The sequence below is a fragment of the Hyphomicrobium sp. MC1 genome (assembly GCF_000253295.1).
Lineage (GTDB): Bacteria > Pseudomonadota > Alphaproteobacteria > Rhizobiales > Hyphomicrobiaceae > Hyphomicrobium_B.
In genome coordinates this window covers 2,248,061-2,272,676 of the sequence record NC_015717.1, presented here as the reverse complement: position 1 = coordinate 2,272,676, position 24,616 = coordinate 2,248,061, and the positions used below count along the sequence as shown (strand labels likewise).

Here is a 24,616-nt window from a genome sequence, read left to right as displayed (position 1 = left end):
ATTTCTCCATGACGCTTGACGACATCCGCGCCGATTTCGCGCTCCTCGACGATTGGGAGGACCGTTATCGCTATGTCATCGAGCTTGGCAGGGCGCTGCCGCCGTTCCCGGAAGAGCTGCGGACCGATGCGAATAAAGTTCGTGGCTGTGCCAGTCAGGTCTGGCTGGCGACGCGGCGGATCGGTGACGCGGGAAAGCCAAGCGCCGGCGATAAGCTCGAAATGCAGGGCATGAGCGACGCCCATATCGTGCAGGGGCTCGTCGCGCTGTTGTTCATCATCTACGGTGGCAAGACGCTCGATGAAATTCTGAAGACCGACGCCGAAGGCATTTTCGCGAGCTTGGGCCTCAAAGAACATTTGACGCCGCAACGCTCCAACGGCCTCGCTTCGATGGTGAAGCGCATCCGCGCCGACGCCGCCGAAATGCTCGCAGCTTAAAATTCGTTGCGTCCAACGCTCTATAAAAATGTCGCCAAACTTATCCCCGCTCCAACGGTGCGGTTTATACTGTCCGGTTGATTTCAGTTTCTTGATATTAATGTTTATTTTCAATAGCTTATGTGAATTTTGTCGATTGACAGCGTGACGCTTCTCAGGCATCATTTCTGTATAACGCGGAAAGTGTGAGAGCGGGCTTCGGCCGTGATCCGCACGTCGCGGCTCCCATTCAAAATTTGAAAAAGGTCTCCGGCGCATGGCAGCAAGCCCGCGCGCTGCTACGGGCTCAGCGAAGCGGGCCCGCAGCACGGCAACGACGGACGACGCACCGGCCACAACGCTCACCGCTGGTGCGAAAAAGATCGAGATGCTCTCCAAGAGTGCGCCATCAAAGAACGACGCCCCAAGCCCGCCCGCTGCGGCCGGCTCGCGGAACGCGAGTCGCAGCGGGCCAACAAAAGCCGGGCCAACGAAAAGATCCCTCGTCCAGCGCGTCTACAACACGATCGACGGCGAGCTGACGAAGCTCGAGAAGCAGAAGGGGCTGACGTCCCAGGATCGCGAGCGCGCATCGCGGGCTCTGTCGCAGATGGTCAACGCATTGGAGAAAGCCGTTGAGATGCAACGCGAGATGACGAAACGGAAAACGACGGGAGCAGGCGGAGCAAGGACCAAGGAGGCGCTCGCGCATGCGGAAGACCTACGCCGCGAAATTGCGGAACGTCTTGAGCGCCTCAATCGCAAGCGGGCGCCTAGCCGACGATCTGAATGAGCTGACCCGCGCCGAATTGGAATTCATCGCCCACGACTGGGAAATCTGGGCGCGAGACGATCAGATTGCACCCTTATTGATTGCACCCGGCGACTCCCCTGCGGGGAGCCGGCCGCCGGGTGCGCTCGATGATGCGCGAGACTCGTCCAACAAGGCCGCCGCTTCCGGCCGGCTCGTCGGAGGCGAGTCGGAAGCGGCAATCAAACAATGGCGCGTGTGGCTGCTTCTCAGCGGTCGCGGCTCGGGAAAAACGCGAGCAGGCGCCGAGTGGGTGCGGGGGTTGGCCCGTGACGACGAAACAAGCCCGCGCCTTGCGGCCGGCTTCCCGGAGGGAAGTCGCAAGGCGCCACCAAGAATCGCGCTGGTTGGCAAGACTTTGGCCGACGTCCGCAATGTGATGATCGAAGGCCAGTCCGGTCTGCTCGCAATTCACCCCCCGCATGAGCGGCCGGAGTTCGAGCCGTCGAAGCGGCGTCTGACATGGCCGAGTGGCGCAATCGCCGAATTGTTCTCGGCTGACGAAGCCGAAGCGCTGCGCGGTCCGCAGTTCACGGCCGCGTGGTGCGATGAGCTTGCGAAGTGGCGCGGCGCTGAGAGGGCCTGGGACATGCTGCAGTTTGCACTCCGTCTCGGCGATGCGCCGCGCGTCTGCGTGACGACGACGCCGCGCAATACCAAGCTGCTGAAACAGATCATCGCTGACGAGACGACCGTGACCGTGAATCTCGCAACCGCCGACAACGCGACGAACCTCGCGCCGTCGTTCCTCGCTGAGATGACGCGGCGCTATGCGGGCTCCGCGATCGGGCGGCAGGAGTTGCTCGGCGAGATCGTCGAGGATGCAAGCGACGGTTTATGGCGCAGGCATTGGATCGAGGAGGCGCGCGTCGACGCCGCGCCTGACATGCAGCGCATCGTCGTCGCGCTCGATCCGCCGGTCACCGCAACTGCGTCATCGGACGCCTGCGGAATTATCGTTGCGGGATTGGGCGTCGATAAACGCGCTTACGTTCTCGCCGATCGGACGATCCAAGGCCGAACACCGGAGATCTGGGCGAACGCGGCGCTGGGAGCGTTCGATGATTATGAAGCCGACCGCATGGTAGCGGAAGTCAATCAGGGCGGAGATCTCGTCATTTCCGTCTTGCAAAGGTTTCGAGAGAATTTCCCCGTTGTCAAGGTTCGCGCCACGCGGGGAAAATGGGTTCGCGCCGAGCCGGTCGCGGCGCTCTACGCGGAAGGTCGCGTGGCGCATGTCGGACGCTTCGATGCGCTCGAAGATCAGATGTGTTCCTTCGGCGCCGACGGCACGATGCGTGGGCGCAGCCCCGATCGCGCCGACGCGCTCGTCTGGGCGATCACCGATTTGCTCTTGGCCGATACGATGAAACCCTCTGTTCGAATGCTTTAGCAGCACCACCGTCATGCCGACGAAGGTCGGCACCCAGTCAACGATCCACATCTGCTGTATCGCGGGTTGGCTGGATCCCGGCCTCCGCCGGGATGACGGTCGGAGTGGGTCAAACGCTTTCCTTAAATTTCAAAGGACAGTTCATGTCGTTGATCGACACGTTCGCGAGAATATTCTCGTCGCGCGCAAGCTCTTCGATTGCGCTCGGCGACTCTCCTTCGTCGAGCCGGCCGCCGAGCGAGATTGATGTTGGACGTGCGTCGCTCAACCAATCCGCGCCTTCCGGCCGGCTCCGCGAAGTGAAGGCGCCCGGTCAGTTCGAAGACTCTTTCAACATGTCCGTGCCCGGCGGCCGGCTCGCGGAACGCGAGTCGCCGGGCACCATCAAAAGCTCAGCTCCAGACACGATCAACAAGGGTTCCTCCGTGGGTCCCCTCATCGCCTATCACACTCTCGGCGAGCCCGTGTGGGCGCCGCGCGACTATGCTGCCTTCGCCCGCGAAGGCTTCATGCAGAATGCCATCGTCTATCGCTCGGTACGCATGATAGCGGAGGCCGCCGCCTCGATCCCCTTGCTGCTCTACGAGGGCACGCGCGAGATCGAGGATCATCCGCTGATCGGGCTGCTCCGGCGGCCGAGCCTCGATCACACCGGCACCGATTTCCTCGAAGCCTGGTACGGGTTTCTCCTCGTCTCGGGCAACGCGTACGCCGAAGCGGTGGCGCTCGATGGCGAGTTGCGAGAGCTGCACATTCTCCGCCCCGACCGCATGAAGGTGATCCCCGGCCTCGACGGCTGGCCCGAAGGCTACGAATACACCGCTAACGGACGAAGCGTGCGCTTCATCGATGACGTCGTCGATGGCGTGCGCCCGATCCTGCACGTGCGCCTCTTTCATCCCGTCAACGATCACTACGGCATGAGCCCGATCGAGGCCGCTGCCACCGCGATCGACATTCACAACACGGCGTCGGGGTGGAACAAGGCGCTACTCGACAATTCCGCGCGGCCCTCCGGCGCGCTCGTCTACGCAGCCTCGAACGGGCAGATGACGGACGAGCAGTTCACGCGCCTCAAAGGCGAGCTCGAGACGAACTTTCAAGGCGCGCGCGCCGCCGGACGTCCGCTGCTCTTGGAAGGCGGCCTCGACTGGAAGCCGCTGTCGCTGTCGCCGAAGGACATGGATTTCATCGAGGCGAAGAACGCCGCCGCGCGCGAGATCGCGCTCGCCATCGGCGTGCCCCCGATGCTCTTGGGAATTCCGGGAGACAATACGTATTCCAATTATCAGGAAGCCCAGCGTGCCTTCTGGCGGCAAACCGTGCTGCCGCTGGTTAACCGCACGGCGCGGGCGCTGGCGAGCTGGTTGAGTCCTGCTTTCTCAACATCTAGCGCGCCGAGCGGCCGGCTCCGCGCAGCGGAGTCGCTCGGCGCAAACAAAAACCACGGCCGGCCGCGAGGCACGGACATGTTGCTGGAGCTTCGCCCGGACCTCGACCAGATCGAGGCCCTCGCGCCCGAACGCGATGCACTATGGAAACGCCTCGAAGCCGCATCCTTCCTCACCACCGACGAGAAGCGGGCAGCGGCTGGATATGATGCTCAGCCCGACAGTGCCTCTCCGCAACTCAAATACCGCGAAGACCAGCCGCGCGTCCCCGCAGGCAATCCCGATGGAGGTCGATGGACAGACGGCGATCGCGTTGCGATGGCAAAGATAATCCAGGGTGCTGCGCGCTATTTGCTGCGAAACCCAAAGGTCCTGAAGCCCGCAGAAAAAACGCTGGAAGATCTTTTGAAGCCAGGCGGGAAAGAACTTGGCATACGAAGGGGCGGTGCTACGAGTGGAATCAGAACCATCAATCGCAGTGATTTCGAGAAGCTCAAAGCCGATCTCTTGGATGGAACTACCGAGGTTCCGGCACGACCAGCCTACACTGGAAAATGGTTTCGTCGTTCAGATGGTTCAATTGTAGGTGTGCGAACGAGCGAACAGCACGGCGAAACCCTTGAAGTTATAAAATCACTCGATGGTTCGACGTTAGGAAATGGATATAAGGTGCACTTCAATGACCAATGAGCCTCGCCATCGCCGGACCGGTGAAACTCTGAGCGAGGTTATAGCTCAGCATCCTAATGAGCTCCCCTACGATGCAGTGGCGTTGATGCACATTGTGCCGACCGGGCGCGTTAATTTCGGTCTTACCGGCGACGCACTGACTGATTATGTGCGCCGTTCTGTTCGCGCCCTGCTCGAAGCAGGGGCGGTTCCGGTGACCCATATACCCGGCAACGGATATGAGTTCACATACGAGACAAAATACGGATCGACAATTGACGAGATCACGGAAGGCGTCGTCAAGGAGTGGCTTACGCTTCCCGACGATCCGCTTGTGCTAGCCGGTGAGGGCGCATGGTTCGCGCGTCCCGATCCCAAGTTTCCGAAGTACGTGAAGTTGGATTGACCTCGACCAAATCGAAGCCCTCGCCCCCGAACGTGACGCGCTGTGGAAACGCCTCTCTTTAGTTGCGCCGAGCGACTCTCCTTCGTCGAGCCGGCCGCTCGGCGCGTAAGGGCCGCATCCTTCCTCACCACCGATGAGAAACGTGCGGCTGCGGGATATGGTGCCCAGCCCGACAGTGCCTCTCCGCAACTCAAATACCGCGAAGACCAGCCGCGCGTCCCCGCAGGTAATCCAGATGGAGGTCGATGGACGGACGGCGGAGGTGCGGCGGGCAATGGGAGAGCGCAGATCGCACAGGCGGATGACACTCCGCCGCCGTTACGGCGTCTGCATTCAGATGAAACATATGCAACAGATAGGGTCGCCAAAGATTCGCTAGAATATCTTCGAAAGCAACCGACCGATGCGTTGGTCGAAAGCCTGAAGCCAAGCTCCCGGGAGCCTCTCGTCACCAAACCGGATGGGACGATTATGCAAGGCAATACGCGGGTGAAAATTCTCGAGGAGCGAGGCTATGACGTCAATGCCCTGCCGCGCACGCCGTATACGACGTTCCGCAGCGGAGGAGGGGGAATGAGTGGTGGTAGTGGTGGGATAAGAGGTCCTGGTGATATTGGAGGAGGGCTAAAACCATCACCTCTCCTCCGACCGAGAAGAAGTGACTTTCTTAATTAGTTGTTGGAGATTCAAACCGACATGAATTCATTAGAGCTAAAGGATTGGTTTTTGCAGCAAACAGACCAATCGCGCGTTGCCTACGTACTACGCTTAATTCATGCGATGACTGTGGATTTTCGCGGTGCCGAATCCACTCAACAAAGCGAGGCGATCATTGGTGTGGCGAAGAAAGCAAATGAGCTCACTCGACATCTCACGTCCTATGCCGCGGCGGTTCTTGAAAGCGGCCCGCACTTGCCCGACGAAACTTTCATAGAGGGATTGTCGGCTCTGATCGAAGATCCCGGAACGCAAAGTATCGTTCCCTACATGGCTGCAGAAGCATTGCGACTGCCTAGGTCAAAGCTATCTTGAGGCATCCTTCCTCACCACCGACGAGAAACGCGCGGCAGCGGGGTATGATGCGCAACCCGGCAGCGTTTCACCACAACTTAAATATCGCGAGGATCAACCGCGCGTCCCTGCAGGCCAAACGGGCGGCGGCCCATGGACAGACGGGGGCGACGGCGGGTCAGGATCAAATGATGCCCGTGTCCGCGTCGCACAGGCAAATGATCCCCGAAAATATTCGATCAACCTAGAGGAAGAAGACGCAAGGGGCGGTCACGCCAAACGAGATCACGTTGCGAAAAGCGACGCTGAGCTTAGAGAAGTTGTCGAGCGCTCGGTCATCCGAGGCACCTTCGTCACCTTATACAAGGATGCCCAAGATTCCTTTTCGTCTTTGGAAGCTGCAAATGATTTCACCAATCAAATATTGCAGAAAAATGCCCCAAGTGTCGACGCTGTAGCGAGCGGCTCACAAGACGAGTCTTGGTTGGCAGAGCGATTTGGATACGTCACAGGTAAGGAGGCGTATCGTACCGGGCCTGATGAGCCCGTTATTGTCAGGCCGACCTATGCGGCCGGAATCTTGATAAGGCACGACCCTAGATCACCACGCGGTTATACGGTTTATACGGCGTACCCGGTAAACGAGCGGTCAAAATAAATGGACGTGGAAAGATGGAAGTCCCTGAAGAATTCAAACGCCTAACACAATGCTTCTGGCAAGGCAGCGATCTAGAAGCCAAAGATGAGGAAGACTGGATTGCTCGATCTCTCCACCTGTGCGGAGAGCGTGAACAAGCCGTTGTGAAGGCGTTTCTGGCAGACGTTCTTGCGCGAAATCCGAGCGTCACTGAACTTAAAAAAATCTGGCAAAGTGGTAGCCCGGGCTATGGGGTTCATGACGAACACGTTCGTGACTTTTTCCAGAAGATTCACGATATAGCGAAAGGATAATTCCAAATAGGAGACGCCTCGAAGGAGCATCCTTCCTCGCCACAGACGAGAAATGCGCTGCGGCGGGATATGCGCTCGGCGGCCGGCTCGACGAAGGAGAGTCGTCGAGCGCAAAATATAGAGAAGACCAACCACGTGTCCCCGCGGGCCAAACGGGCGGCGGCCAATGGACGGATGGCGGCGGCATCAGCGGCACCTCCGACGGCCGCGTTCGCCTCGCGCAAGCTGAGGGGCAAGCTCCGCTGCGTCGATTGCATCCGGATTCAACTTATGAGCAGGGAAGTGCGAAGCTGTCGATTGAGCATCAGCGGAAACAACCGACGGAAGCACTCGTTGAAAGCCTCAAACCCGGTGCGGATTCACCATTGCTGGTGAAACCTGACGCGACGATTATGTAGGGAAATACGAGAGTTAAAGTCCTTCAAGAGCGTGGTTATGACGTAAATTCGCTGCCCCGAACACCGTATCCGACGTCCGGCAGCGGGGGAATGAGTGGTGGTAGCGGCGGAATGAGAGGTCCCGGTGATATTGGAGGGCTAAAACCATCACCTCTCGTGCGGCCGAGAAGAAGTGACTTTCTCAACTAGTTTGGAGATTCTAACTGACATGGATTCCTCAGAGTTAAAGGATTGGTTTTTGCAGCAGACTGATGAAGCACGAGTGGCGTATCTGCAGCGAATAATGCATGCGATTACGATCGATTTTCGGCATGCTTCAACAGAGATACCCGAGCAGTCGCTCGTATCAATGGCTTCGGGGTTGAATGAATTGATTCATGCTTTGACGTCATACTGCGCTGCCGTACTTCAGCATAAAGCCCATCTCCCAAACGACCTTCTTTTTGACGGAATGATCGCGGACCTCGATAGCCAAAGACTTCGACCATTCGTTCCTTGGACGTTGGGAGAGATTGAACGCTTGGCCACACATTCGGCCGCCAGCTAAGTAGAGAGTCTTTAGGCTCACTCGCCCCCGAACGCGACGCGCTCTGGAAACGCCTCGAAGCCGCGAGCTTCCTCACCACCGAGGAGAAGCGCGCAGCGGCGGGCTATGATGCAAATAGAAGCGCAGGTGGCACGAAGTACAATCCTTACCACGATGAGCTTGGCCTCTTCACGACGCCCGACCGCGCCGTTGCGTCAGGAAGCAACCAGACCGATCGCCAAACGCGTGTAGCATAGGCGCGCCGACCTTCGTCGACTATCCGAATTGGTGGACAGCCGATGGAGGCGAATTATGTGAAGATGGATTGAGCCCGAGGGTGCCCCCGAACGCGACGCGCTCTGGAAACGCCACTCTTTTGATTGCGCCGAGCGACTCTTCCTTCATCGAGCCGGACGCTCGACGCGATGACGCCGCGAGCTTTCTTGCCACCAACGGCAACCGCGCGCGGCGCTTTGACTTGCTCTGATTGTCCAGCAAACACGTGCCTTGCGGCCGGTTCCGCGCAGCGGAGTCGCAAGGCACAATCATAAGGACTCGCTCATGCATTCGACCGAACCCTTTCTGCTGCCTGCATCTCTGGCCAAACGCAGCCGCGCGCTGCCGCTTGAAGCGAAGTCGCTCGATGATGGTGTGTTCGAAGGCTACGCGAGCCTCTTCAATCGCGAAGACTTGGGTCACGACGTCATCGCGCCGGGCGCGTTCCGCGACAGCCTGCTGAACCGAGGCGCCGCGCGCATAAAAATGCTGTTTCAGCACGATCCTGGTGAGCCGATCGGCGTCTGGGACGAAATCCGCGAGGACGCGCGCGGGCTCTACGTCCGCGGAAGATTGATGACGGCGGTCGCGAAAGCGCGCGAGGTGTTCGCCCTGATGCGTGCCGGAGCGCTCGATGGCTTGTCGATCGGCTTCAAGGCGGTGAAGGCGCGGCGCGATGCGTCAACCGGCGTGCGCCGTTTGGAGAAAGTCGATCTCTGGGAAATTTCCGTCGTCACCTTTCCGATGCTGCCCGGCGCGCGCGTCGAAAGCGTTAAGACGCGGCCGTTCGCGGTCACCGCGCCGACGATGCGAGAATTCGAGCGCTGGCTCACGCGCGATGCTGGGCTGACGCGAACGGAAGCCCGCGCGGTTCTTCACTCAGGGTTTCCTGGTCTCAAGGCTCTGCGGGATGCGAGCCGGACCTTCGACGACGATGCCGTGCTCGCCTCTCGCTTCCGCGACGCCGCGCGGCTGATGCTCCATGCGTAACTCCTAATTCCCGTCATCCCGGCGCAGGCCGGGATCCAGTCAGAGCGCGGCCCCTGCGAAATCGATCCCGGCGAACCTTCGTCGCGAATGATCGCGCAACGCATGTGTTGACGTTTGTCTGGGCCCCGGCCTTCGCCGGTGTGACGGAGTTGGATGCGAACGACGGCATAAACTTCGACCTTCTGCTTGATAGGAAAACGACATGACCGACACGACCACCCTCGAAACGAAGGGGGCGGGCGGGGAAACCGCGCGCGCCTTCGAAGAATTTCTCGAAGCCTTCGAAGCCTTCAAGGAAACGAACGACCAGCGCCTTGCTGACATTGAGCAGCGCGGCACGTCCGATACGCTCATCGCAGAGAAACTCGCGCGCATTGAAGAGACGCTCGACTCTGCGAAGCGCGTCTCTGACAACCTCGCGCTGAAAGCTGCGCGTCCGCATCTCGCGGGCGGAAATATGTCGTCCACGTTGCAGCTTGCGCACAAGGCAGCCTTCGACGGTTACGTCCGTTGCGGCGATGCTTCGCGTCTCGCGCGCATCGAAGAGAAAGCGCTGTCTGCCGGTTCGGGCGCCGACGGCGGATACCTCGTGCCTGCTGAAACGGAAGCCGCCGTCAACAGTGCGCTGAAAGCCATCTCGCCGATGCGTGCTATTTCGGGCATCCGCCAGGTGTCGGGCTCCGTCTATAACCGACCGTTCGCGACCACCGGCGTCGGCACAGGCTGGTCGGCTGAAACGGCATCGCGCACCCAAACGGCAACGCCAACGCTCGCCAACCTGCAGTTTCCGACGATGGAACTTTACGCGATGCCGGCCGCATCGCAGACGCTGCTCGACGATAGCATCGTCAACATCGACGAGTGGCTGGCGGAGGAGGTGCGCATCGCGTTTGCCGAACAGGAAGGCACCGCGTTCGTTTCGGGCGATGGCACGAATAAGCCGAAAGGCTTCCTCGCTTACGACACGGTCGCGAATGCATCGTGGGCTTGGGGCGAGATCGGCTTCGTCGCCAGTGGCGCTGCGGGTGCATTCCCGGCGAGCAATCCGGGCGACAAGATCCTCGATCTTGTTTACGCGGCAAAAGCACCTTATCGCGCCAACGGCACCTTCATGATGAGCCGCGCGACCGTCTCAGCTGTCCGCAAGTTGAAGGACGGCCAGGGCAACTATCTCTGGCAGCCTGCGAATGCACCGGGCGAATGGCCGTCGTTGCTCGGCTATCCAGTGGCCGAGAGCGAGGACATGCCGGACATTGCCGCTGACGCGACCGCGATTGCGTTCGGTGATTTCTCACGCGGCTATCTCATCGTCGATCGCGCCGGCATCCGTGTGCTGCGCGACCCCTACAGCGCCAAACCCTACGTGCTGTTCTACACGACGAAGCGCGTCGGCGGCGGCGTGCAAGACTTCGACGCGATCAAGCTGCTGAAGTTCAGCGCTTGAATGAGAGCTTGGCGACAGCGTTCCGCGCGCTGGCCGCCAAGCGCATCCGATGGCGCGTAGTCCTCGTAACGCACAGGACGATGGTGATCGGTCGAAATTCTTACGATGCAACCAACAACACCGTCATCCCGGCGAAGGCCGGGATCCATGCAAGTCAGCGATCATAACGATTGTCGAAACTTGTCTGGGTGCCGACCTTCGTCGGCATGACGGAGCGCTTGAAGCGGAACGATAGCTTCGACATTCGACGTGGCGAAGTGAAATCTTCTTCCCGCACGGGTTCCCCTCCCGCCCGTGCGGGATGCGTGCGGAGCCGCGACTTCCCCCCGGTCGCGGCTCCGCATTTTCAATTGTGCCTTACGACTCCGCTACGCGGAGCCGGCCGTAAGGGACGGCCTTGTTGGAAAAGAACGGCAAAGCATCCATGCGCCCGGCGGCCAGCTCGCGGATCGCGAGTCGCCGAGCGCAATCAAATAAGGAACATTCTTCATGTCACTCGTGATGACGAGCCCGCCAGCCGCGGAGCCGGTGACCGTGGCCGACATCAAAGCGCATCTGCGCATCGACGACAGCGACGAAGACATCCTGCTCGCGAGCCTGCTGCTGACATCGCGGATGCACATCGAAACCGCGCTGTCTTTGGCACTTATCACGCAGTCGTGGACGTTGCGTCTCGATCGTTGGCCACGCGGCCGAAGTTTAGAGTTGCCGCTGGCGCCGCTGCGTGCCGTAGATGAAGTTCGCGTGAAAGACGCAAGCGGCGCCGCGAACGTCGTCTCTGCGGAAAGTTATCTTGTCGATCTCGCTGCGCGTCCGGCGCGCCTCGTGTGGAACAATGTCGTGCCGCCTGCGCCGCAAGTTCCTGCGGGCGGGATCGAGATCGATCTCAGCGCGGGTTTTGGAGCCGACGGCGAAAGCGTCCCGGCTCCGCTGAAGCACGCCATCCTCATGCTTGCGGCCCATTGGTACGAGCATCGCGATCCAAGCGAGATTGGCACGAACGGTGCTCGTATTCCCGATTCCGTCTCAAGTCTCATCAATCCGTTCCGGACAATCAGGCTATGAAAGCACCTGTGAGAGTTGGCGATCTACGCCATCGCGTCATCATCGAAAGCGCGGTGCGAACCAGCGACGGCGCAGGCGGTTCAACGACCGAGTGGAACACCGTCGCTGAAGTCTGGGCCGCGATCTGGTCGCGCACTGCGGATGAAAGTTTCACGCTCGATCGCGTGGCAGGAACGGCGTCGCATGACATTTGGATCCGGCATCGCAGCGACGTGACGCCCGCCATGCGCTTCCGCTGCGGTGCGCGGATCTTTGATATTCTCGGAGCGATCGACGTCGAAGACCGAAACGCCTGGCTGAAGTGCCCTTGCGCGGAACGCGACCTATGAAAATTCAATCAAGCGTCGTCGGCATCGGCCAAACGGCCGAAGTGCGCGCCGACGCACGCATTCGTCAAGCGTTGGCCGAACGCGAGACTGAGCGCACGCAACAGCCGCGACGCGCACCCCAGGCGAGAGAGCCGTCGCCAACCTCGTCAGCTCAAGGAGGCAAGTGATGTCAAGCGCCGCCCTTGCGCTCCAGCAGGCCATCTTCGCGAAGTTGACCACGGACGCTGCGACTGCCGCAGCTCTTGGTGGGCCGCGCGTCTATGACGATGTTCCAACGCGTGCGGAGTTTCCTTTTATGACGTTCGGCCAATCGACAGAGCGCGATTGGTCGACCGGAACGGACGAAGGCTACGAGCACACGGTGACGCTGCATATCTGGTCGCGCGGCCGCGGGCGAAAGGAAGCGCAAGCTGTGATCGCTGCGGCGCGTGACGCACTTCACGATCAAGCGCTTTCGCTTTCGGGGCATCGCTTGATCAATCTGCGTCATGATTATTCCGAAGTCCGCCGCGACAGCGACGGCGAAACCTTCCACGGCATCGCCCGCTTTCGCGCCGTAACGGAAGTGGAATGATCTTCCTCGTCATTCTCGAACGGATAAGCGCAGCGCTGCCGTTTGGGAATCCGTCAAGCCCCGTGCCCGGCGGCCAGCTCCGCGAAGCGGATTCGCCGGGCACCAACCAAAGAGACCCCCTCCCATGACAGCACAAAAAGGCAAGGACCTCCTCTTGAAGGTCGACACGGCCGGCGCGGACGTTTTCACGACGGTCGCGGGTCTTCGCGCACGAGCGCTTTCGATCAGCGCCGAGACGGTCGAGATCACCAACACCGAAAGCGCCGGTCAATGGCGCGAGCTTCTGAGCGGCGCGGGCGTGAAGTCGGCGCGCATCACCGGTTCCGGCGTGTTCAAGGATGCGGCGTCGGACGCCACGATCCGCGACTACGCCTTCAACGGCACGGTGCGCGATTGGCAGGTGATCGTTCCCGACTTCGGCACGATTGCGGGCGCGTTCCAGATCACCTCGCTCGAATTTTCCGGCCGCCACGATGCCGAGTTGACGTTCGATCTCACGCTCGAAAGCGCGGGCGAATTGAGCTTCACGGCGTCAGCATAATCGACAATCCACGATGAACGAAGCTCCAAGCCCGCGCGTTGCGGCCGGCTCCGCGAAGCAGTGTCGCAACACGCCAACAAAAGGGTCCATCATGATCAACAAACACCGTGGCGAAATCGAAGCGATGTTCGACGGCCAGCCGTATCGGCTGGTGCTGACGCTCGGCGCGCTTGCTGAGCTGGAAAGCGCTTTCGGCGACGAAGACATGCTGGCGCTCGCGGCGCGCTTCGAGAAGGGACGCCTTTCTGCGCGCGACTGCACCAAGATCATCACCGCGGGTCTCCGCTGGGCCGGATGTGCGATCAGCGAAGACGACGTCAACGCCATGCAAGTCGCAGGTGGTGCTGCGGGCTACGTCGATATCGTCGCGCGATTGCTGCGCGCGACGTTCGGCGGCGATGAGAACACCAAAGACGCAAGCGACGAGGACGGCGGCGCAGCACGCATCCCTTTCGTTGGGACAAAGTGATGGAGCTTGGCCTTGGCGCACTCGGGCTACAGCCGCGCGTGTTCTGGAACCTGACGCCGCGCGAGTTGCAAGCGGCGCTTCGCGGACGGTTCGGAAGTCCGGCGGACTCCGATGGGCCGTCGCGCCGCCACCTTCACGATCTCATGCAACGCTTTCCGGATGAAGGGGCGCAACATGGCAACGACTGACGAACCGCTCGAAACGTGGAGCGTAAAAATCACGGCCGATACCAGCGATCTGCAAACAGCGCTGACGTCGACGACGCGACTCGGACGACAGTTTTCGACGACGCTGGTTTCGGCTTTCGACGACATCGCGGTCAAAGGCAAGAATGTCGGCGATGTCTTTAAGTCGCTTGCGCTCAACGTCTCGAACCTGGCGTTGAAATCCGCGTTGCAACCGTTGACGACGGGATTGGCGTCCGTGTTTCAAAGCGCGATCTCCGGCGTATTGCCGTTCGCCAAAGGCGGCGTGATCCAGCAGGGCACACCGGTGCCGTTCGCAAGCGGTGGCGTGATCGCAAGTCCGATCTCGTTTCCGCTTGCGGGTGGCGCGACGGGGCTCGCGGGCGAAAGAGGGCCTGAAGCCATCATGCCCCTGACGCGTGGGTCCGATGGCCGCCTCGGCGTCGCGATGGCAGGCGGCGGCGGCCAGAACGTGACAATCAATATCACCACGCCAGACGCCCAAAGCTTCAATCGCTCGCAATCGCAGATCGCCGCGATGATCGCGCGCGCCGCGGCTGCCGGGCAGCGGAATCTCTAACGTTCACTTCGTAATCGATGGTTCGCCATGTCCTTTCACGACGTCCGATTTCCAACAGCAATCTCGCGCAACGCGCAAGGTGGGCCGGAACGGCGCACCGACGTTGTCGTGCTTGGCTCCGGCTATGAAGAACGCAACAGTCGCTGGGCCGATAGCCGCCGCAGTTATAATGCGGGATACGGCGTGAAGTCGCTCGACGACTTGCACCAGATCATCGCGTTTTTCGAGGAACGCCGTGGCCGTCTGCACGGCTTTCGCTGGCGCGATCCGATGGATTGGAAATCCTGCGCGCCGAACGCTGCGCCATCCCCGCTCGATCAGATCGTCGGCACGGGAGACGGCACTCGGGCCGCGTTCCAGTTGACGAAAGTCTACGGCAATGCCTTCGCGCCGTGGACGCGCGACATCAAAAAGCCCGTCGCGGGAAGCGTGACGGTCGCCGTATCCGGTGTGCAGAAGGCGGACGGCACCGATTACGCCGTCGATCCCGCGACAGGTGTCGTGACGTTTCTCGCAGGCCACGTTCCTGCGGCGGGAGAAAGCGTGACGGCAGGTTTTGAATTCGACGTGCCGGTGCGTTTCGATACCGACAAACTGGAAATCAATCTCTCCGGCTTTACGTCTGGCGCTATTCCGAACATTCCGATCGTGGAGGTGCGGCTGTGAAATCGCTGTCGCCGGAATTCGCCGCGCATCTCGCGTCCGGCACGACGACGCTATGCTGGTGCTGGCGTATCGCGCGCCGCGACGGCACCGTGCTTGGCTTCACCGATCACGATAACTCAATTGCATTCGGCGGCATAACCTACGAAGCCGCGAGTGGCTTCACGGCAAGTGACATCACCGACGGCCTCGGCCTGTCGGTCGATAACTTGGAGGTCGCCGGCGCACTGTCGTCTGCGACGCTGACTGACGCCGACCTCGCAGCCGGACGATACGACGATGCCCGCATCGCGATTTATCGGGTCAATTGGGCTGATCCCGAACAGCGCGTGCTGATGCGTTCCGGCAGCATCGGGGAGGTGCGGCGAACGGGTTCGGCATTCACCGCCGAGCTGCGCGGCCTTGCGCATTATCTGCAGCAGCCGACGGGAAGGCTCCTTCAGAAAACCTGCGATGCCGATCTCGGCGATGCGCGCTGTACGGTCGATCTGACGTCCCCGGCCTTTCGAGGTGCTGGCACGATCCTCGCGTTGAAATCGGCGCGCCGCTTCACGGTGTCGGGATTGGACGGCTTTGCGACGCGCTTTTTCTCGCGCGGGCTTTTGACGTTCACGTCCGGTGTATCGTCAGGTCTGAAGATCGAAGTCAAGGCGCACACGAAGTTCGCGGCATCTGTCGAGATCGAGCTTTGGGCTGAAGCGGAAGGGCCGCCTGCGAGTGGGGATGCGTTCTTCATCACTGCCGGCTGCGACAAGCGCTTCGACACCTGCAAAGCGCGCTTTGCGAACACGATCAACTTCCGCGGTTTTCCCTCGATCCCAGGCAACAAGTTTCTCACGCAGATCGGCGGCGCGAGCTGAAAGACACCTTTGCGTCCACAGCTAGTCGCAGCCGAAGGATGGCGAATTTCATGCGTCACCCCTTACGTGCCGGAAATGAATCCATGAATGCACTGACCAGAGACGGCATCGTCGTGACGGCGCGCCGCTGGATCGGCACGCCGTATCATCATCAAGCCAGCGTCTGCGGTATCGGTGCCGATTGCCTTGGATTGGTGCGTGGTGTTTGGCGCGACCTTTACGGCAGCGATGCAGAAGCTCCACCTGTCTATAGCCGCGACTGGGCGGAGACGAGCGGCTGCGAAGCGATGCTCGAAGCGGCGGAGCGCCATCTTAAGCGCGTGCCGATTGTCGAAGCTCGTGGCGGCGACGTCGTCGTTTTTCGTTTGCGTGAAGGTTGCGTCGCGAAGCATGCCGGCATCCTGACAAGCGCCTGGACGATGGTTCACGCGATGGAAGGTGCCGCCGCCGCCGAGATCACGCTGACGCCCTGGTGGCGACGGCGCATCGCTGGAACATTTCGATTTCCCGGTCTGGTGTGAGTGATGCTCACACGATCCTCGAACAGCCTCGCCTGTTCGAGGATGACGACTTGATCCACGGAAAGGCTACTCATGGCAACGCTCGCTCTTGCTGCTGTCGGCGCCGCAGTCGGCAGCAACGTGCTTCCGGCTGGCGTCAGCGCGCTCGGCGTAACGCTGTCCGGCGCAGCAATCGGATCGCAGGTCGGCGCGTTTGCAGGCTCATATGTCGATAGCGTTCTCTTTGCGCCGTCGGGCCAAACGCGTGCCGTCGATGGTCCGCGCCTGAGCGATCTGCGCGTCACCGCATCGACCGAAGGCGCGCCGTTGCCGCGGCTCTATGGGCGCGCGCGCGTCGGCGGCCAGATCATCTGGGCGACCGATCTCGAAGAAGAAATCGTAACGACGACGGAAGCGGTCGGCAGCGGCAAGGGCGGCTCAAGCGGCAACAAAACCCGCGTCACACAATACAACTATTACGCCAACTTTGCGGTAGCGTTGGGGGAGGGTGTGGTCACGCGTATCGGCCGCATCTGGGCCGATGAGCAGGAACTCGATCTCGCGCGCACCACATACCGATTGCACACCGGCACCGAAACGCAAGCAGTTGATAGCCTCATCGCGGCGCGAGAAGGCGCAGACAACGCACCCGCATATCGCGGCGTCGCCTACGTCGTGTTCGAGCATTTCCCGCTTGTCGACTACGGCAATCGCGTGCCGCAACTGTCGTTCGAAGTCTATCGCAGCGTGTCCGATGCCGATAATGACGTGCGCGGCGTTGTTCTCATTCCAGGCTCCGGTGAATTCGTCTATGCGACCGAGCCGGTGCGCCAGATATTAGACGATGGCGTTTCGCAGCCGGAAAACGTGCATCAGCTTTTGGGTGCAACCGATTGGCAGGTGGCGCTCGATCAGCTCGAAACTCAGCTTCCGAATGCGAAATCCGTTTCGTTTGTCGTCAGCTGGTTCGGCACCGATCTGCGCGCAGGCGAATGCCGGATCAAGCCCGGCGTTGAGACGCGCCATAAATCGACCGCGCCTCTGAACTGGTCTGTCGCGGGAGTGATGCGCGACACGGCGTATTTGATTTCAACGCGTGATGGCAATGCCGCTTATGGCGGTACGCCATCCGATGAGACCGTCATCGCCGCAATCGCGGATATGAGAGCGCGCGGTCTCAATGTCACGCTGACGCCTTTTATTCTGATGGATGTGCCCGCGGAAAACGCGTTGCCCAATCCCTACGGCGGAGCGAGCCAACCCGTCTATCCTTGGCGCGGACGCATCACGTGTCATCCCGCGCCAGGACAAACAGGTTCGCCAGACAAGACAGCCGTCGCCGCAACTCAGATCGCATCATTCGTCGGCACGGCGGCCGTATCCGATTTCTCTCTGTCGGGCACAACGGTGCATTATTCCGGCCCTGCCGAATGGTCGTATCGGCGCATGGTTTTGCATCAGGCATATCTTGCCAAAGCCGCAGGCGGCGTCGAAGCGTTCGTTATCGGTACGGAATTGCGCGGCTTGACGTGGGTGCGTTCGGCCGCCGGAACGTATCCTTTCGTGTCGGCACTCGTCGCGCTTGCCGCGGACGTGAAGTCCATTCTCGGCTCGGCGACAAAAGTTCTCTACGCTGCCGATTGGACGGAATACTTCGGTCATCAGCCAGGCGACGGCTCGGGCGACGTTTATTTTCATCTCGATCCGCTGTGGTCGTCGCCTAATATCGACGCCATCGGCATCGACGTCTATTGGCCGCTCGCGGATTGGCGCGACGGCCGCGATCATCTCGATGCGATTGCCGGCGCGACATCGATATACGATCCGGCTTATCTGCGTGGCAATGTGCACGGCGGCGAGGGGTTCGATTGGTATTACGCCTCCGATGCCGATCGCGATGCCCAGGTGCGTAAGCCGATCACCGACGGCGACGGCAAGCCGTGGGTATTCCGCTACAAGGACATTCTCTCGTGGTGGAATAACCAGCACTTCAATCGACCCGGTGGCGTCGAAAGAGCGACGGCGACGGCATGGGCGCCGCAATCGAAACCATTCTGGTTCATGGAAATCGGCTGCCCAGCCGTCGATAAAGGTGCGAACCAGCCGAACGTCTTCGTCGATCCGAAAAGCTCGGAGTCGGCGTATCCCTATTATTCGCGTGGCTTTCGCGATGACCTGATGCAGGCACGCCATCGCCAGGTTTTGCGCGATGCCTTCGACTGGACGAAACCCGGGTACGTTGCTGGTCTCAATCCGGTCTCTTCGGTGACGGGCGCGCGGATGGTCGATCTCGACCATATCCACGTCTACTGCTGGGACGCGCGGCCGTTTCCCGCTTTTCCCGATGCCACCACCTATTGGGGCGATGGCGCGAATTGGGAGCACGGCCACTGGGTCAACGGCCGCCTCGGTGGCGCCGCGCTGAATGAAGTCGTATCCGCGATCCTGAAGGAGCAGGGCTTCGCCGAGTTCGACGCTTCCGGTTTGACAGGCACGGTGCCCGGCTACGTTATCGATCGGACAATGGCGGCGCGCGATGCGATCCAACCGCTGGAACTCGCGTATTTCTTCGATAGCGTGGAGAGCAGCGGCAGCATCGTATTCCGTCACCGCGGCCGCGCAGAACCCGCCATGTCGGTGGAACCTGACGACCTCGTCGAAGAAAACGTTGGAGACGCGCTCTACGAATTGACGCGTGCGCAGGAGACCGATCTCCCGGCCTCAGCCAAGGTCCGCTACATCACCGATGTCGACGATTATCCGCAAGCCGTTGCGGAAGCGCGGCGATTGACAGGCGCGAGCGGTCGCGTGGCGGAAGCCGATTTGCCGATCGTTCTTGACGATGGGCTCGCGACCTCAATTGCCGAAAGCTGGCTCTACGAAACCTGGGCGACGCGCGAATCCGCAACGTTCAAACTGCCACCTTCTACGCTCGCACTGGAACCAGGCGATATTGTTTCAGCCGACCTCGGCGGTCGAATCCGCCTGTTGCGATTGACCGATGTCTCCGAGCACGGCATCCGCGATATTCAGGCGTTGAGCATCGATCCGAGCATTTACGATCAGATCGACGTCCCGGGGCGCACGGCAACACCGCCGCCGCTTGTGCAGATCGGCTCGCCCGCGGTCGCGCTGATGGACTTGCCGCAGTGGAATGCGAGCTTCGATGCCTCGTCGGGATACGCAGCGACGATGCAGAAACCGTGGCCCGGCAGCGTGGCTTTGTTCGCGTCGCCACAGGAAACGGGCTACCAGTTGAAAGCGGTGGTGACGGCGGCAGCAACGCTCGGCTTGACGCTCGATGACGTTCCACCGGGGCCTGAGGGGCGCCTTGATCGTCGCGCATCGTTTCGTGTCCGTCTGACGAACGGCGCGCTATCGTCCGTCGATCTCATCGCGATGCTCGCAGGCGCGAACCTTGGGGCACTTCGCAATGCCGACGGCGATTGGGAGATCATTCAATTCCAGATCGCGGAGTTGGTCGATGCGCAAACCTATCGCTTGAGCGGTTTGCTGCGAGGGCAGTTCGGCACCGAAAGCGCGATGAGGGAAACGCTCGCGAGCGGCGCGCAGTTTGTACTGCTCGACGGTGCGGTGGCGCGCGTTCCGCTGCAGGAAAGCGAGCGCAAGCTGACGCTCAATTGGCGCTACGGTCCCGGCAATCGCGACATCGGTGACGCGTCCTATGTCACCGTACCATTTATGTATCAAGGGTTGGGATTGCGGCCCTTGTCGCCCGTGCATGTCAAAGGCGCGCGCGTTTCAGGCGATATTCGTTTGTCGTGGATACGGCGCTCACGGACGGGTGGTGACAACTGGGAACTGCCCGAAGTGCCGCTCGGCGAGGAGAGCGAAACCTACGAGATCGATATTCTCGACGGCACCACAGTGAAACGCACACTGATGGCTTCGACGCCAAACGTCATCTACACCGCATCCAATCAGATCACCGACTTCGGCAGCGTTCAATCAAGCGTTGTCGTCAAAATCTATCAGACCAACGTCCTCTTCGGTCGCGGTGCGGCGCGCTCTGCGGTCGTTTAGGCGGAGCCGTAAATCATCAGATCGTCATCCCGGCGCAGGCCGGGATCCAGACAACCATCCACGATTGCTCTGCAGAGGCTTGTCTGGGTGCCGACCTCCGTCGGCATGACGAAGATTCTGTAAGCGTCGTCGAGGAAATTTCGAGGAATGATAATGGACCAACCGGCGTGGCTGGCGGCAGCGTGGGCCGAACTTGGCGTGCGTGAAATTCCCGGCGATGCGAACGCACCGGAGATCCTGCGTTATTTCCGCGACGCTGGTGATGATGACGTAAAAACGGAAACGACGCCCTGGTGCGCGGCGTTCGCTGGTGCCATGCTGAAACGCGCTGGCGTTTCCAACACGGGCTCACTGCTCGCGCGCTCATATCTTGAGTGGGGCACGGCGCTCGACGATGCGCGGCTCGGTGCCATCGCTGTTTTCTCGCGCGGCGATGACCCGACTGCCGGGCACATCGGCTTCGTCATCGGCGAGGCGGCTGGCAAGCTCTATCTCCTCGGCGGTAATCAAAGCGATGCCGTGACGGTTGCGAGTTTCGATAAATCGCGTTTGCTCGGATTGCGTTGGCCGCAAGACGAAAGCGAAATTCTAACGGCAGACGGCAGCATCTTCGCCAAGGCGCTCGCTCACGTCCTCGAAATGGAAGGTGGATTTTCAGACGACGCCTACGATCCCGGCGGCCCGACCAACAAGGGCATCACGCTCGAAGTCTATGCGAACTTCAAAGGTCAAACGCTCGACGGCTCATCGCGCGACCGTTTGATCGCGGAACTGAAATCCATTCCCGACGCAACCGTCGCCACCATTTATCGCCGCCGCTATTTCGACCCCGCGGATTGCAGCGCATTCACCGCGCCGCTGGCGCTCATGCATTTCGATGCTGCGGTCAATCACGGCGTCGGCACAGCGATCCGCATGCTGCAGCAGTCCGTCGGCGTAACGGTCGACGGTGAGATCGGTCCCGAGACGCTCGGCGCCATCGGCGCGCGCAACGTCGTCGATCTCATCGAAGTCTACGCCGACATCCGCCGCGCGCGCTATCGCGCGCTCCCGCACTTCTGGCGGTTCGGCCGCGGCTGGCTGAAACGCGTCGATGCAACGTTGGCCCTCGGCAAATCGTGGGCAGCCACTGACGGCATCATCCGCGGACTGATGGAGCCCGCACAAAACGCAAAAGGAGAGACGACAATGAGCGACACATCGACCACGGTCACGACCGACGACAGCGCCAAATGGTGGGCGCAATCAAAGACGCTCTGGGGAACTGTGATCACGGCGGCGGCGACCGTGCTGCCGCTTCTGGCCCCCACAATCGGGGTCTCGCTGCCGGCCGACGTTATTCAGACTTTCGGCGACCAGGCCATAACGGCGGCCCAGGCCGTTACCGGTCTCATCGGCACTGCGCTCGCCATTTATGGCCGGTTTACGGCCTCTTCCGTCCTCAGCATCCGCAAAAGTTAATTGCAAATTGGGAGGGGAGGACGGACTCCAGTATTCATCGGCCATTCAACAGGCTAATCTTAACTGGTCTGATTTTTCCGGAAGAGACGTATGGTCGGTTTGGGAAAAGCGGCGGCATTCGGGGCTGCGGCAGCCTTGCTGCCGTGGAGCACCGCCTGCGCTCTCGACTGCATGACCGACTGGGGTATGGCCGGACAAATCGTACGCCGGCAAAATCTGATAACAGTAGAGGAGGTTTCCCGATCGCTGGCGGCCGACGGAGTGGGGGTACTCGTCAAGACGACGCTTTGCCGGTCGGACGACGGATATTTTTATCGCCTTGTCATCAGAAGTCCGACGGGACAGTTGAAGACAACCGTTATGAATGCCAAGAGCCGCTAGCCGGTTCGCTGTTGCGGATGGAAGGCGCGGTCAGCGCTCTCTATAATCCGCGGCATTCCGTAGGAGGGGAGGGATACGCCCGTGCGTGCACTTGTAGTCGAGGACGACAAAGATCTGAACCGTCAGCTTTCCTCAGCGCTATCGGACGCCGGCTTCGCCGTAGACACCGCCGCTGACGGCGAAGAGGGCTATTTCCTCGGCGACACCGAACCTTACGATATTGTTATTCTCGACATCGGCCTGCCGAAGATCGACGGCATTTCAGTGCTAGAGCAGTGGCGCCGCAGCGACCGCAAGATGCCGGTCATCATCCTGACCGCACGCGACCGCTGGAGCGACAAGGTGGCCGGCATGGACGCCGGCGCCGACGATTACCTCGCAAAACCCTTCCATATGGAAGAGCTTCTGGCCCGCGTCCGCGCTCAAGTGCGCCGTGCTTCCGGTCATGCCAAATCCGAGATCGAGTGCGGTCCGATCCGGTTGGATACCAAGTCGGCGCGCGTGACCTGCGAAGGCAACCCGGTCAAGTTGACGTCGCACGAATTCCGCTTATTGGCTTATCTGATGCACCATAACGGCCGCGTCGTCTCGCGCACCGAGCTGGTCGAACATCTCTACGATCAGGATTTTGATCGCGATTCGAACACGATCGAAGTATTTATCGGCCGTTTGCGGAAGAAGATTCCAGGCGATGTTATCCAGACGGTCCGCGGTCTTGGATACCGCATGAGCCAAGGACCGGATGAGGCTTAATTCACTTGCGCTGCGCCTCTTTGCGACCTCGGCAGCGTGGACACTTCTGGCGCTGCCGCTGGCCGGCTACATCATTTATGCGCTGTACCGCGAAGATGTGCAGCTGAGCTTTGACGCTCAGCTGAAAAAGCTTCTGACGCAGATCACCATCGACAGCATGAGCACGATGGGTGACCAGCCCGTCATTCCGCCGAACCTCTACGAGCCGCTGTTCGAAGTCACGCAATCGGGCTGGTATTGGCAGATCAGGCCAATCGACGGCGCGCCGGGGCGAACGCTCGTATCGCCCTCGCTTGCGACTGCCGTGCTGCCGTCTCCCTACGATCGCAAATTCCCCACCGACGATACCGGTACGCGCTGGATGAACGTGCCCGGCCCGACCGGCACGACCATCCGCATTCTCGAATTCATCGACTCTCCCGGTCACGATCCCGATAAGACGAAGTATTCGATCATCGTTGCGGGTCCGATGGACTGGTTCGAGGCGACCGTCGCCAAGTTTCGAACGCGCCTGACGAGTGCGTTGGCGCTTGTCGGATTGGGCCTGTTGGCCGCGACGGTTTTTCAGGTCCGCTTCGGCTTATTGCCGCTGCGCCGTGTCGAGAAAAGTCTGGCAAGTATTCGCTCGGGTCAAGCCGAGCGTCTCGAAGGCAACCTTCCTGCCGAGATCGAACCGCTGCAAGCCGAGCTCAACGCGCTGATCGAATCCAACCAGGACATCATCGATCGCGCGCGCACCCAGGTCGGCAATCTGGCACACGCGCTCAAGACTCCGCTCGCGGTCATCACCAACGAAGCGCATGAAGACGACAGCCAGTTTGGCAGCAAGGTCGCCGAGCAGGCGCGCTTGATGCGCGATCAGATCAGCCATTATCTCGACCGCGCGCGCATCGCTGCGCGAACGAACACTATCGGCCGCGTCACGCCGGTCGACACAACCGCCGGTCCGTTGATCCGCGCCCTCGAACGGATTCACCAGGACAAAGGCATATCGATCGACTTTACCGTTCAGCCAGGCGCCAAATTCCAGGGCGAGAAGCAGGACCTGGAAGAGATGCTGGGCAATCTGCTGGATAATGCGTGCAAGTGGGGAAAGACGCGCGTCTACCTTGCCGCGACCGTCAATAGCCAAGACACCACGATGCGCCGGAAACTTCTAATCACCGTCGAAGACGATGGACCGGGATTATCTGCAGAACAGCGCGCGAAAATCGGCAAACGCGGTTTACGTCTCGATGAGACGAAGCCCGGCTCGGGCCTTGGATTGTCCATCGTCAGCGATCTGGCCTCATCATATCGCGGAAAACTGCGCCTCGACGCATCCGAGCACGGCGGTTTAAAAGCCGTTCTAGATCTCCCTGCCGCCTAAAGTTCAATTGGTGCGCATGTCGCGGCGCAGCATCGAACTGCGGTGGGGATTTGCCCGAATTGTGGTGGATTTCCGCCTTGTCGAAGGCACAATATCGGTCTAGCCAAGTCTAGGGACTATGCGCCGGTGGGGAAAAGCGGCGCGAGGGGATGAACCG

Annotated in this window: 28 protein-coding genes; 27 read left to right on the top strand and 1 reads right to left on the bottom strand. The window is 60.6% G+C overall.

From position 1 onward, the window contains the following. Window positions 1-8 precede the first annotated feature (8 nt). The 11 genes from HYPMC_RS11030 to HYPMC_RS10980 all read left to right on the top strand — a co-directional run bounded on the left by HYPMC_RS11030 (window position 9) and on the right by HYPMC_RS10980 (window position 10,685). Window positions 9-440: a SufE family protein gene (locus HYPMC_RS11030; RefSeq protein WP_013948018.1), complete on the top strand. Its 432-nt coding sequence runs from the start codon at window positions 9-11 to the stop codon at window positions 438-440. Between the two features lie 256 nt (window positions 441-696). Beyond that, window positions 697-1,212, top strand: a complete 516-nt coding sequence (locus HYPMC_RS11025; protein WP_013948017.1) for a hypothetical protein — start codon at window positions 697-699, stop codon at window positions 1,210-1,212. Beyond that, window positions 1,130-2,623, top strand: coding sequence for a DNA-packaging protein (locus HYPMC_RS11020; protein ID WP_013948016.1), 1,494 nt, complete (start codon window positions 1,130-1,132; stop codon window positions 2,621-2,623). Before HYPMC_RS11025 ends, HYPMC_RS11020 begins: the two co-directional genes overlap by 83 nt. Window positions 2,624-2,766: 143 nt before the next feature. Continuing rightward, window positions 2,767-4,704: a phage portal protein gene (locus tag HYPMC_RS11015; RefSeq protein WP_013948015.1), complete on the top strand. Its 1,938-nt coding sequence runs from the start codon at window positions 2,767-2,769 to the stop codon at window positions 4,702-4,704. Further along, complete coding sequence (locus HYPMC_RS11010) at window positions 4,694-5,089, top strand: hypothetical protein (protein ID WP_013948014.1); 396 nt, start codon at window positions 4,694-4,696, stop codon at window positions 5,087-5,089. Before HYPMC_RS11015 ends, HYPMC_RS11010 begins: the two co-directional genes overlap by 11 nt. A gap of 696 nt (window positions 5,090-5,785) precedes the next feature. Beyond that, entirely contained in the window at window positions 5,786-6,121 is a 336-nt protein-coding gene (locus HYPMC_RS11005; RefSeq protein ID WP_013948012.1) for a hypothetical protein, read from the top strand. Continuing rightward, a complete protein-coding gene (locus HYPMC_RS25045; protein WP_371199595.1) occupies window positions 6,048-6,758 on the top strand; it encodes an RNase A-like domain-containing protein in 711 nt (236 codons plus the stop codon). Before HYPMC_RS11005 ends, HYPMC_RS25045 begins: the two co-directional genes overlap by 74 nt. Before the next feature lie 14 nt (window positions 6,759-6,772). Next, entirely contained in the window at window positions 6,773-7,051 is a 279-nt protein-coding gene (locus HYPMC_RS24225) for a hypothetical protein (RefSeq protein ID WP_013948010.1), read from the top strand. A gap of 606 nt (window positions 7,052-7,657) precedes the next feature. Further along, window positions 7,658-7,996 carry a hypothetical protein gene (locus HYPMC_RS10990; RefSeq protein ID WP_013948008.1) on the top strand — a complete coding sequence of 113 codons (339 nt, stop codon included), beginning with the start codon at window positions 7,658-7,660 and terminating at the stop codon, window positions 7,994-7,996. Between the two features lie 540 nt (window positions 7,997-8,536). Further along, on the top strand, window positions 8,537-9,241 hold the full coding sequence (locus tag HYPMC_RS10985) for an HK97 family phage prohead protease (protein WP_013948007.1): 705 nt from the start codon (window positions 8,537-8,539) through the stop codon (window positions 9,239-9,241). Between the two features lie 202 nt (window positions 9,242-9,443). Continuing rightward, complete coding sequence (locus HYPMC_RS10980) at window positions 9,444-10,685, top strand: phage major capsid protein (protein WP_013948006.1); 1,242 nt, start codon at window positions 9,444-9,446, stop codon at window positions 10,683-10,685. Window positions 10,686-10,839: 154 nt separating this feature from the next. On the opposite strand, the gene HYPMC_RS24895 is transcribed toward HYPMC_RS10980, so the two are convergent. Then, window positions 10,840-10,962, bottom strand: coding sequence for a hypothetical protein (locus HYPMC_RS24895; protein WP_256380124.1), 123 nt, complete (start codon window positions 10,960-10,962; stop codon window positions 10,840-10,842). Between the two features lie 212 nt (window positions 10,963-11,174). On the opposite strand from HYPMC_RS24895, the gene HYPMC_RS10975 reads away from it, so the two are divergent. The 16 genes from HYPMC_RS10975 to HYPMC_RS10905 all read left to right on the top strand — a co-directional run bounded on the left by HYPMC_RS10975 (window position 11,175) and on the right by HYPMC_RS10905 (window position 24,459). Then, window positions 11,175-11,750 (top strand): head-tail connector protein, encoded by a 576-nt coding sequence (locus HYPMC_RS10975; protein ID WP_013948005.1) that lies wholly within the window; start codon window positions 11,175-11,177, stop codon window positions 11,748-11,750. Beyond that, a complete protein-coding gene (locus HYPMC_RS10970; RefSeq protein WP_013948004.1) occupies window positions 11,747-12,079 on the top strand; it encodes a phage head closure protein in 333 nt (110 codons plus the stop codon). Before HYPMC_RS10975 ends, HYPMC_RS10970 begins: the two co-directional genes overlap by 4 nt. After that, a complete protein-coding gene (locus HYPMC_RS24220) occupies window positions 12,076-12,246 on the top strand; it encodes a hypothetical protein (protein ID WP_157135432.1) in 171 nt (56 codons plus the stop codon). Before HYPMC_RS10970 ends, HYPMC_RS24220 begins: the two co-directional genes overlap by 4 nt. Then, complete coding sequence (locus HYPMC_RS10965) at window positions 12,246-12,653, top strand: DUF3168 domain-containing protein (RefSeq protein WP_013948002.1); 408 nt, start codon at window positions 12,246-12,248, stop codon at window positions 12,651-12,653. The genes HYPMC_RS24220 and HYPMC_RS10965 overlap by 1 nt, the downstream gene beginning before the upstream one ends. 124 nt (window positions 12,654-12,777) lie before the next feature. Then, window positions 12,778-13,194, top strand: a complete 417-nt coding sequence (locus HYPMC_RS10960; RefSeq protein ID WP_013948001.1) for a phage major tail protein, TP901-1 family — start codon at window positions 12,778-12,780, stop codon at window positions 13,192-13,194. Between the two features lie 91 nt (window positions 13,195-13,285). Continuing rightward, the gene (locus tag HYPMC_RS10955; RefSeq protein ID WP_013948000.1) at window positions 13,286-13,663 is read left to right on the top strand and encodes a gene transfer agent family protein; all 378 of its coding nucleotides are present in this window, start codon (window positions 13,286-13,288) and stop codon (window positions 13,661-13,663) included. Continuing rightward, window positions 13,663-13,851 (top strand): phage tail assembly chaperone, encoded by a 189-nt coding sequence (locus HYPMC_RS10950; protein ID WP_013947999.1) that lies wholly within the window; start codon window positions 13,663-13,665, stop codon window positions 13,849-13,851. The genes HYPMC_RS10955 and HYPMC_RS10950 overlap by 1 nt, the downstream gene beginning before the upstream one ends. After that, window positions 13,838-14,428, top strand: coding sequence for a phage tail tape measure protein (locus tag HYPMC_RS10945; protein ID WP_013947998.1), 591 nt, complete (start codon window positions 13,838-13,840; stop codon window positions 14,426-14,428). The genes HYPMC_RS10950 and HYPMC_RS10945 overlap by 14 nt, the downstream gene beginning before the upstream one ends. Window positions 14,429-14,455: 27 nt before the next feature. Beyond that, on the top strand, window positions 14,456-15,094 hold the full coding sequence (locus tag HYPMC_RS10940) for a DUF2460 domain-containing protein (protein ID WP_013947997.1): 639 nt from the start codon (window positions 14,456-14,458) through the stop codon (window positions 15,092-15,094). Beyond that, complete coding sequence (locus HYPMC_RS10935) at window positions 15,091-15,951, top strand: DUF2163 domain-containing protein (RefSeq protein ID WP_013947996.1); 861 nt, start codon at window positions 15,091-15,093, stop codon at window positions 15,949-15,951. Before HYPMC_RS10940 ends, HYPMC_RS10935 begins: the two co-directional genes overlap by 4 nt. 83 nt (window positions 15,952-16,034) lie before the next feature. Beyond that, entirely contained in the window at window positions 16,035-16,472 is a 438-nt protein-coding gene (locus tag HYPMC_RS10930) for an NlpC/P60 family protein (RefSeq protein WP_013947995.1), read from the top strand. Between the two features lie 72 nt (window positions 16,473-16,544). Beyond that, a complete protein-coding gene (locus HYPMC_RS10925; protein ID WP_013947994.1) occupies window positions 16,545-20,495 on the top strand; it encodes a glycoside hydrolase/phage tail family protein in 3,951 nt (1,316 codons plus the stop codon). A gap of 153 nt (window positions 20,496-20,648) precedes the next feature. Beyond that, window positions 20,649-21,956, top strand: a complete 1,308-nt coding sequence (locus HYPMC_RS10920; protein ID WP_013947993.1) for a TIGR02594 family protein — start codon at window positions 20,649-20,651, stop codon at window positions 21,954-21,956. Window positions 21,957-22,046: 90 nt separating this feature from the next. Then, a complete protein-coding gene (locus HYPMC_RS10915) occupies window positions 22,047-22,337 on the top strand; it encodes a hypothetical protein (RefSeq protein WP_013947992.1) in 291 nt (96 codons plus the stop codon). Window positions 22,338-22,418: 81 nt separating this feature from the next. Continuing rightward, entirely contained in the window at window positions 22,419-23,090 is a 672-nt protein-coding gene (locus HYPMC_RS10910) for a response regulator transcription factor (RefSeq protein WP_013947991.1), read from the top strand. After that, window positions 23,080-24,459 (top strand): sensor histidine kinase, encoded by a 1,380-nt coding sequence (locus tag HYPMC_RS10905; protein ID WP_013947990.1) that lies wholly within the window; start codon window positions 23,080-23,082, stop codon window positions 24,457-24,459. Before HYPMC_RS10910 ends, HYPMC_RS10905 begins: the two co-directional genes overlap by 11 nt. Window positions 24,460-24,616 lie beyond the last annotated feature (157 nt).

Excerpts from the sequence above, each read along its gene's own strand:
- HYPMC_RS11030 (WP_013948018.1), top strand. The coding sequence starts at position 9 with ATGACGCTTGACGACATCCGCGCCGATTTCGCGCTCCTCGACGATTGG.
- HYPMC_RS11025 (WP_013948017.1), top strand. The coding sequence starts at position 697 with ATGGCAGCAAGCCCGCGCGCTGCTACGGGCTCAGCGAAGCGGGCCCGC.
- HYPMC_RS11020 (WP_013948016.1), top strand. The coding sequence starts at position 1,130 with ATGCGGAAGACCTACGCCGCGAAATTGCGGAACGTCTTGAGCGCCTCA.
- HYPMC_RS11015 (WP_013948015.1), top strand. The coding sequence starts at position 2,767 with ATGTCGTTGATCGACACGTTCGCGAGAATATTCTCGTCGCGCGCAAGC.
- HYPMC_RS11010 (WP_013948014.1), top strand. The coding sequence starts at position 4,694 with ATGACCAATGAGCCTCGCCATCGCCGGACCGGTGAAACTCTGAGCGAG.
- HYPMC_RS11005 (WP_013948012.1), top strand. The coding sequence starts at position 5,786 with ATGAATTCATTAGAGCTAAAGGATTGGTTTTTGCAGCAAACAGACCAA.
- HYPMC_RS24225 (WP_013948010.1), top strand. The coding sequence starts at position 6,773 with ATGGAAGTCCCTGAAGAATTCAAACGCCTAACACAATGCTTCTGGCAA.
- HYPMC_RS10990 (WP_013948008.1), top strand. The coding sequence starts at position 7,658 with ATGGATTCCTCAGAGTTAAAGGATTGGTTTTTGCAGCAGACTGATGAA.
- HYPMC_RS10985 (WP_013948007.1), top strand. The coding sequence starts at position 8,537 with ATGCATTCGACCGAACCCTTTCTGCTGCCTGCATCTCTGGCCAAACGC.
- HYPMC_RS10980 (WP_013948006.1), top strand. The coding sequence starts at position 9,444 with ATGACCGACACGACCACCCTCGAAACGAAGGGGGCGGGCGGGGAAACC.
- HYPMC_RS10975 (WP_013948005.1), top strand. The coding sequence starts at position 11,175 with ATGTCACTCGTGATGACGAGCCCGCCAGCCGCGGAGCCGGTGACCGTG.
- HYPMC_RS10970 (WP_013948004.1), top strand. The coding sequence starts at position 11,747 with ATGAAAGCACCTGTGAGAGTTGGCGATCTACGCCATCGCGTCATCATC.
- HYPMC_RS24220 (WP_157135432.1), top strand. The coding sequence starts at position 12,076 with ATGAAAATTCAATCAAGCGTCGTCGGCATCGGCCAAACGGCCGAAGTG.
- HYPMC_RS10965 (WP_013948002.1), top strand. The coding sequence starts at position 12,246 with ATGTCAAGCGCCGCCCTTGCGCTCCAGCAGGCCATCTTCGCGAAGTTG.
- HYPMC_RS10960 (WP_013948001.1), top strand. The coding sequence starts at position 12,778 with ATGACAGCACAAAAAGGCAAGGACCTCCTCTTGAAGGTCGACACGGCC.
- HYPMC_RS10955 (WP_013948000.1), top strand. The coding sequence starts at position 13,286 with ATGATCAACAAACACCGTGGCGAAATCGAAGCGATGTTCGACGGCCAG.
- HYPMC_RS10950 (WP_013947999.1), top strand. The coding sequence starts at position 13,663 with ATGGAGCTTGGCCTTGGCGCACTCGGGCTACAGCCGCGCGTGTTCTGG.
- HYPMC_RS10945 (WP_013947998.1), top strand. The coding sequence starts at position 13,838 with ATGGCAACGACTGACGAACCGCTCGAAACGTGGAGCGTAAAAATCACG.
- HYPMC_RS10940 (WP_013947997.1), top strand. The coding sequence starts at position 14,456 with ATGTCCTTTCACGACGTCCGATTTCCAACAGCAATCTCGCGCAACGCG.
- HYPMC_RS10930 (WP_013947995.1), top strand. The coding sequence starts at position 16,035 with ATGAATGCACTGACCAGAGACGGCATCGTCGTGACGGCGCGCCGCTGG.
- HYPMC_RS10925 (WP_013947994.1), top strand. The coding sequence starts at position 16,545 with ATGGCAACGCTCGCTCTTGCTGCTGTCGGCGCCGCAGTCGGCAGCAAC.
- HYPMC_RS10920 (WP_013947993.1), top strand. The coding sequence starts at position 20,649 with ATGGACCAACCGGCGTGGCTGGCGGCAGCGTGGGCCGAACTTGGCGTG.
- HYPMC_RS10915 (WP_013947992.1), top strand. The coding sequence starts at position 22,047 with ATGGTCGGTTTGGGAAAAGCGGCGGCATTCGGGGCTGCGGCAGCCTTG.
- HYPMC_RS10905 (WP_013947990.1), top strand. The coding sequence starts at position 23,080 with ATGAGGCTTAATTCACTTGCGCTGCGCCTCTTTGCGACCTCGGCAGCG.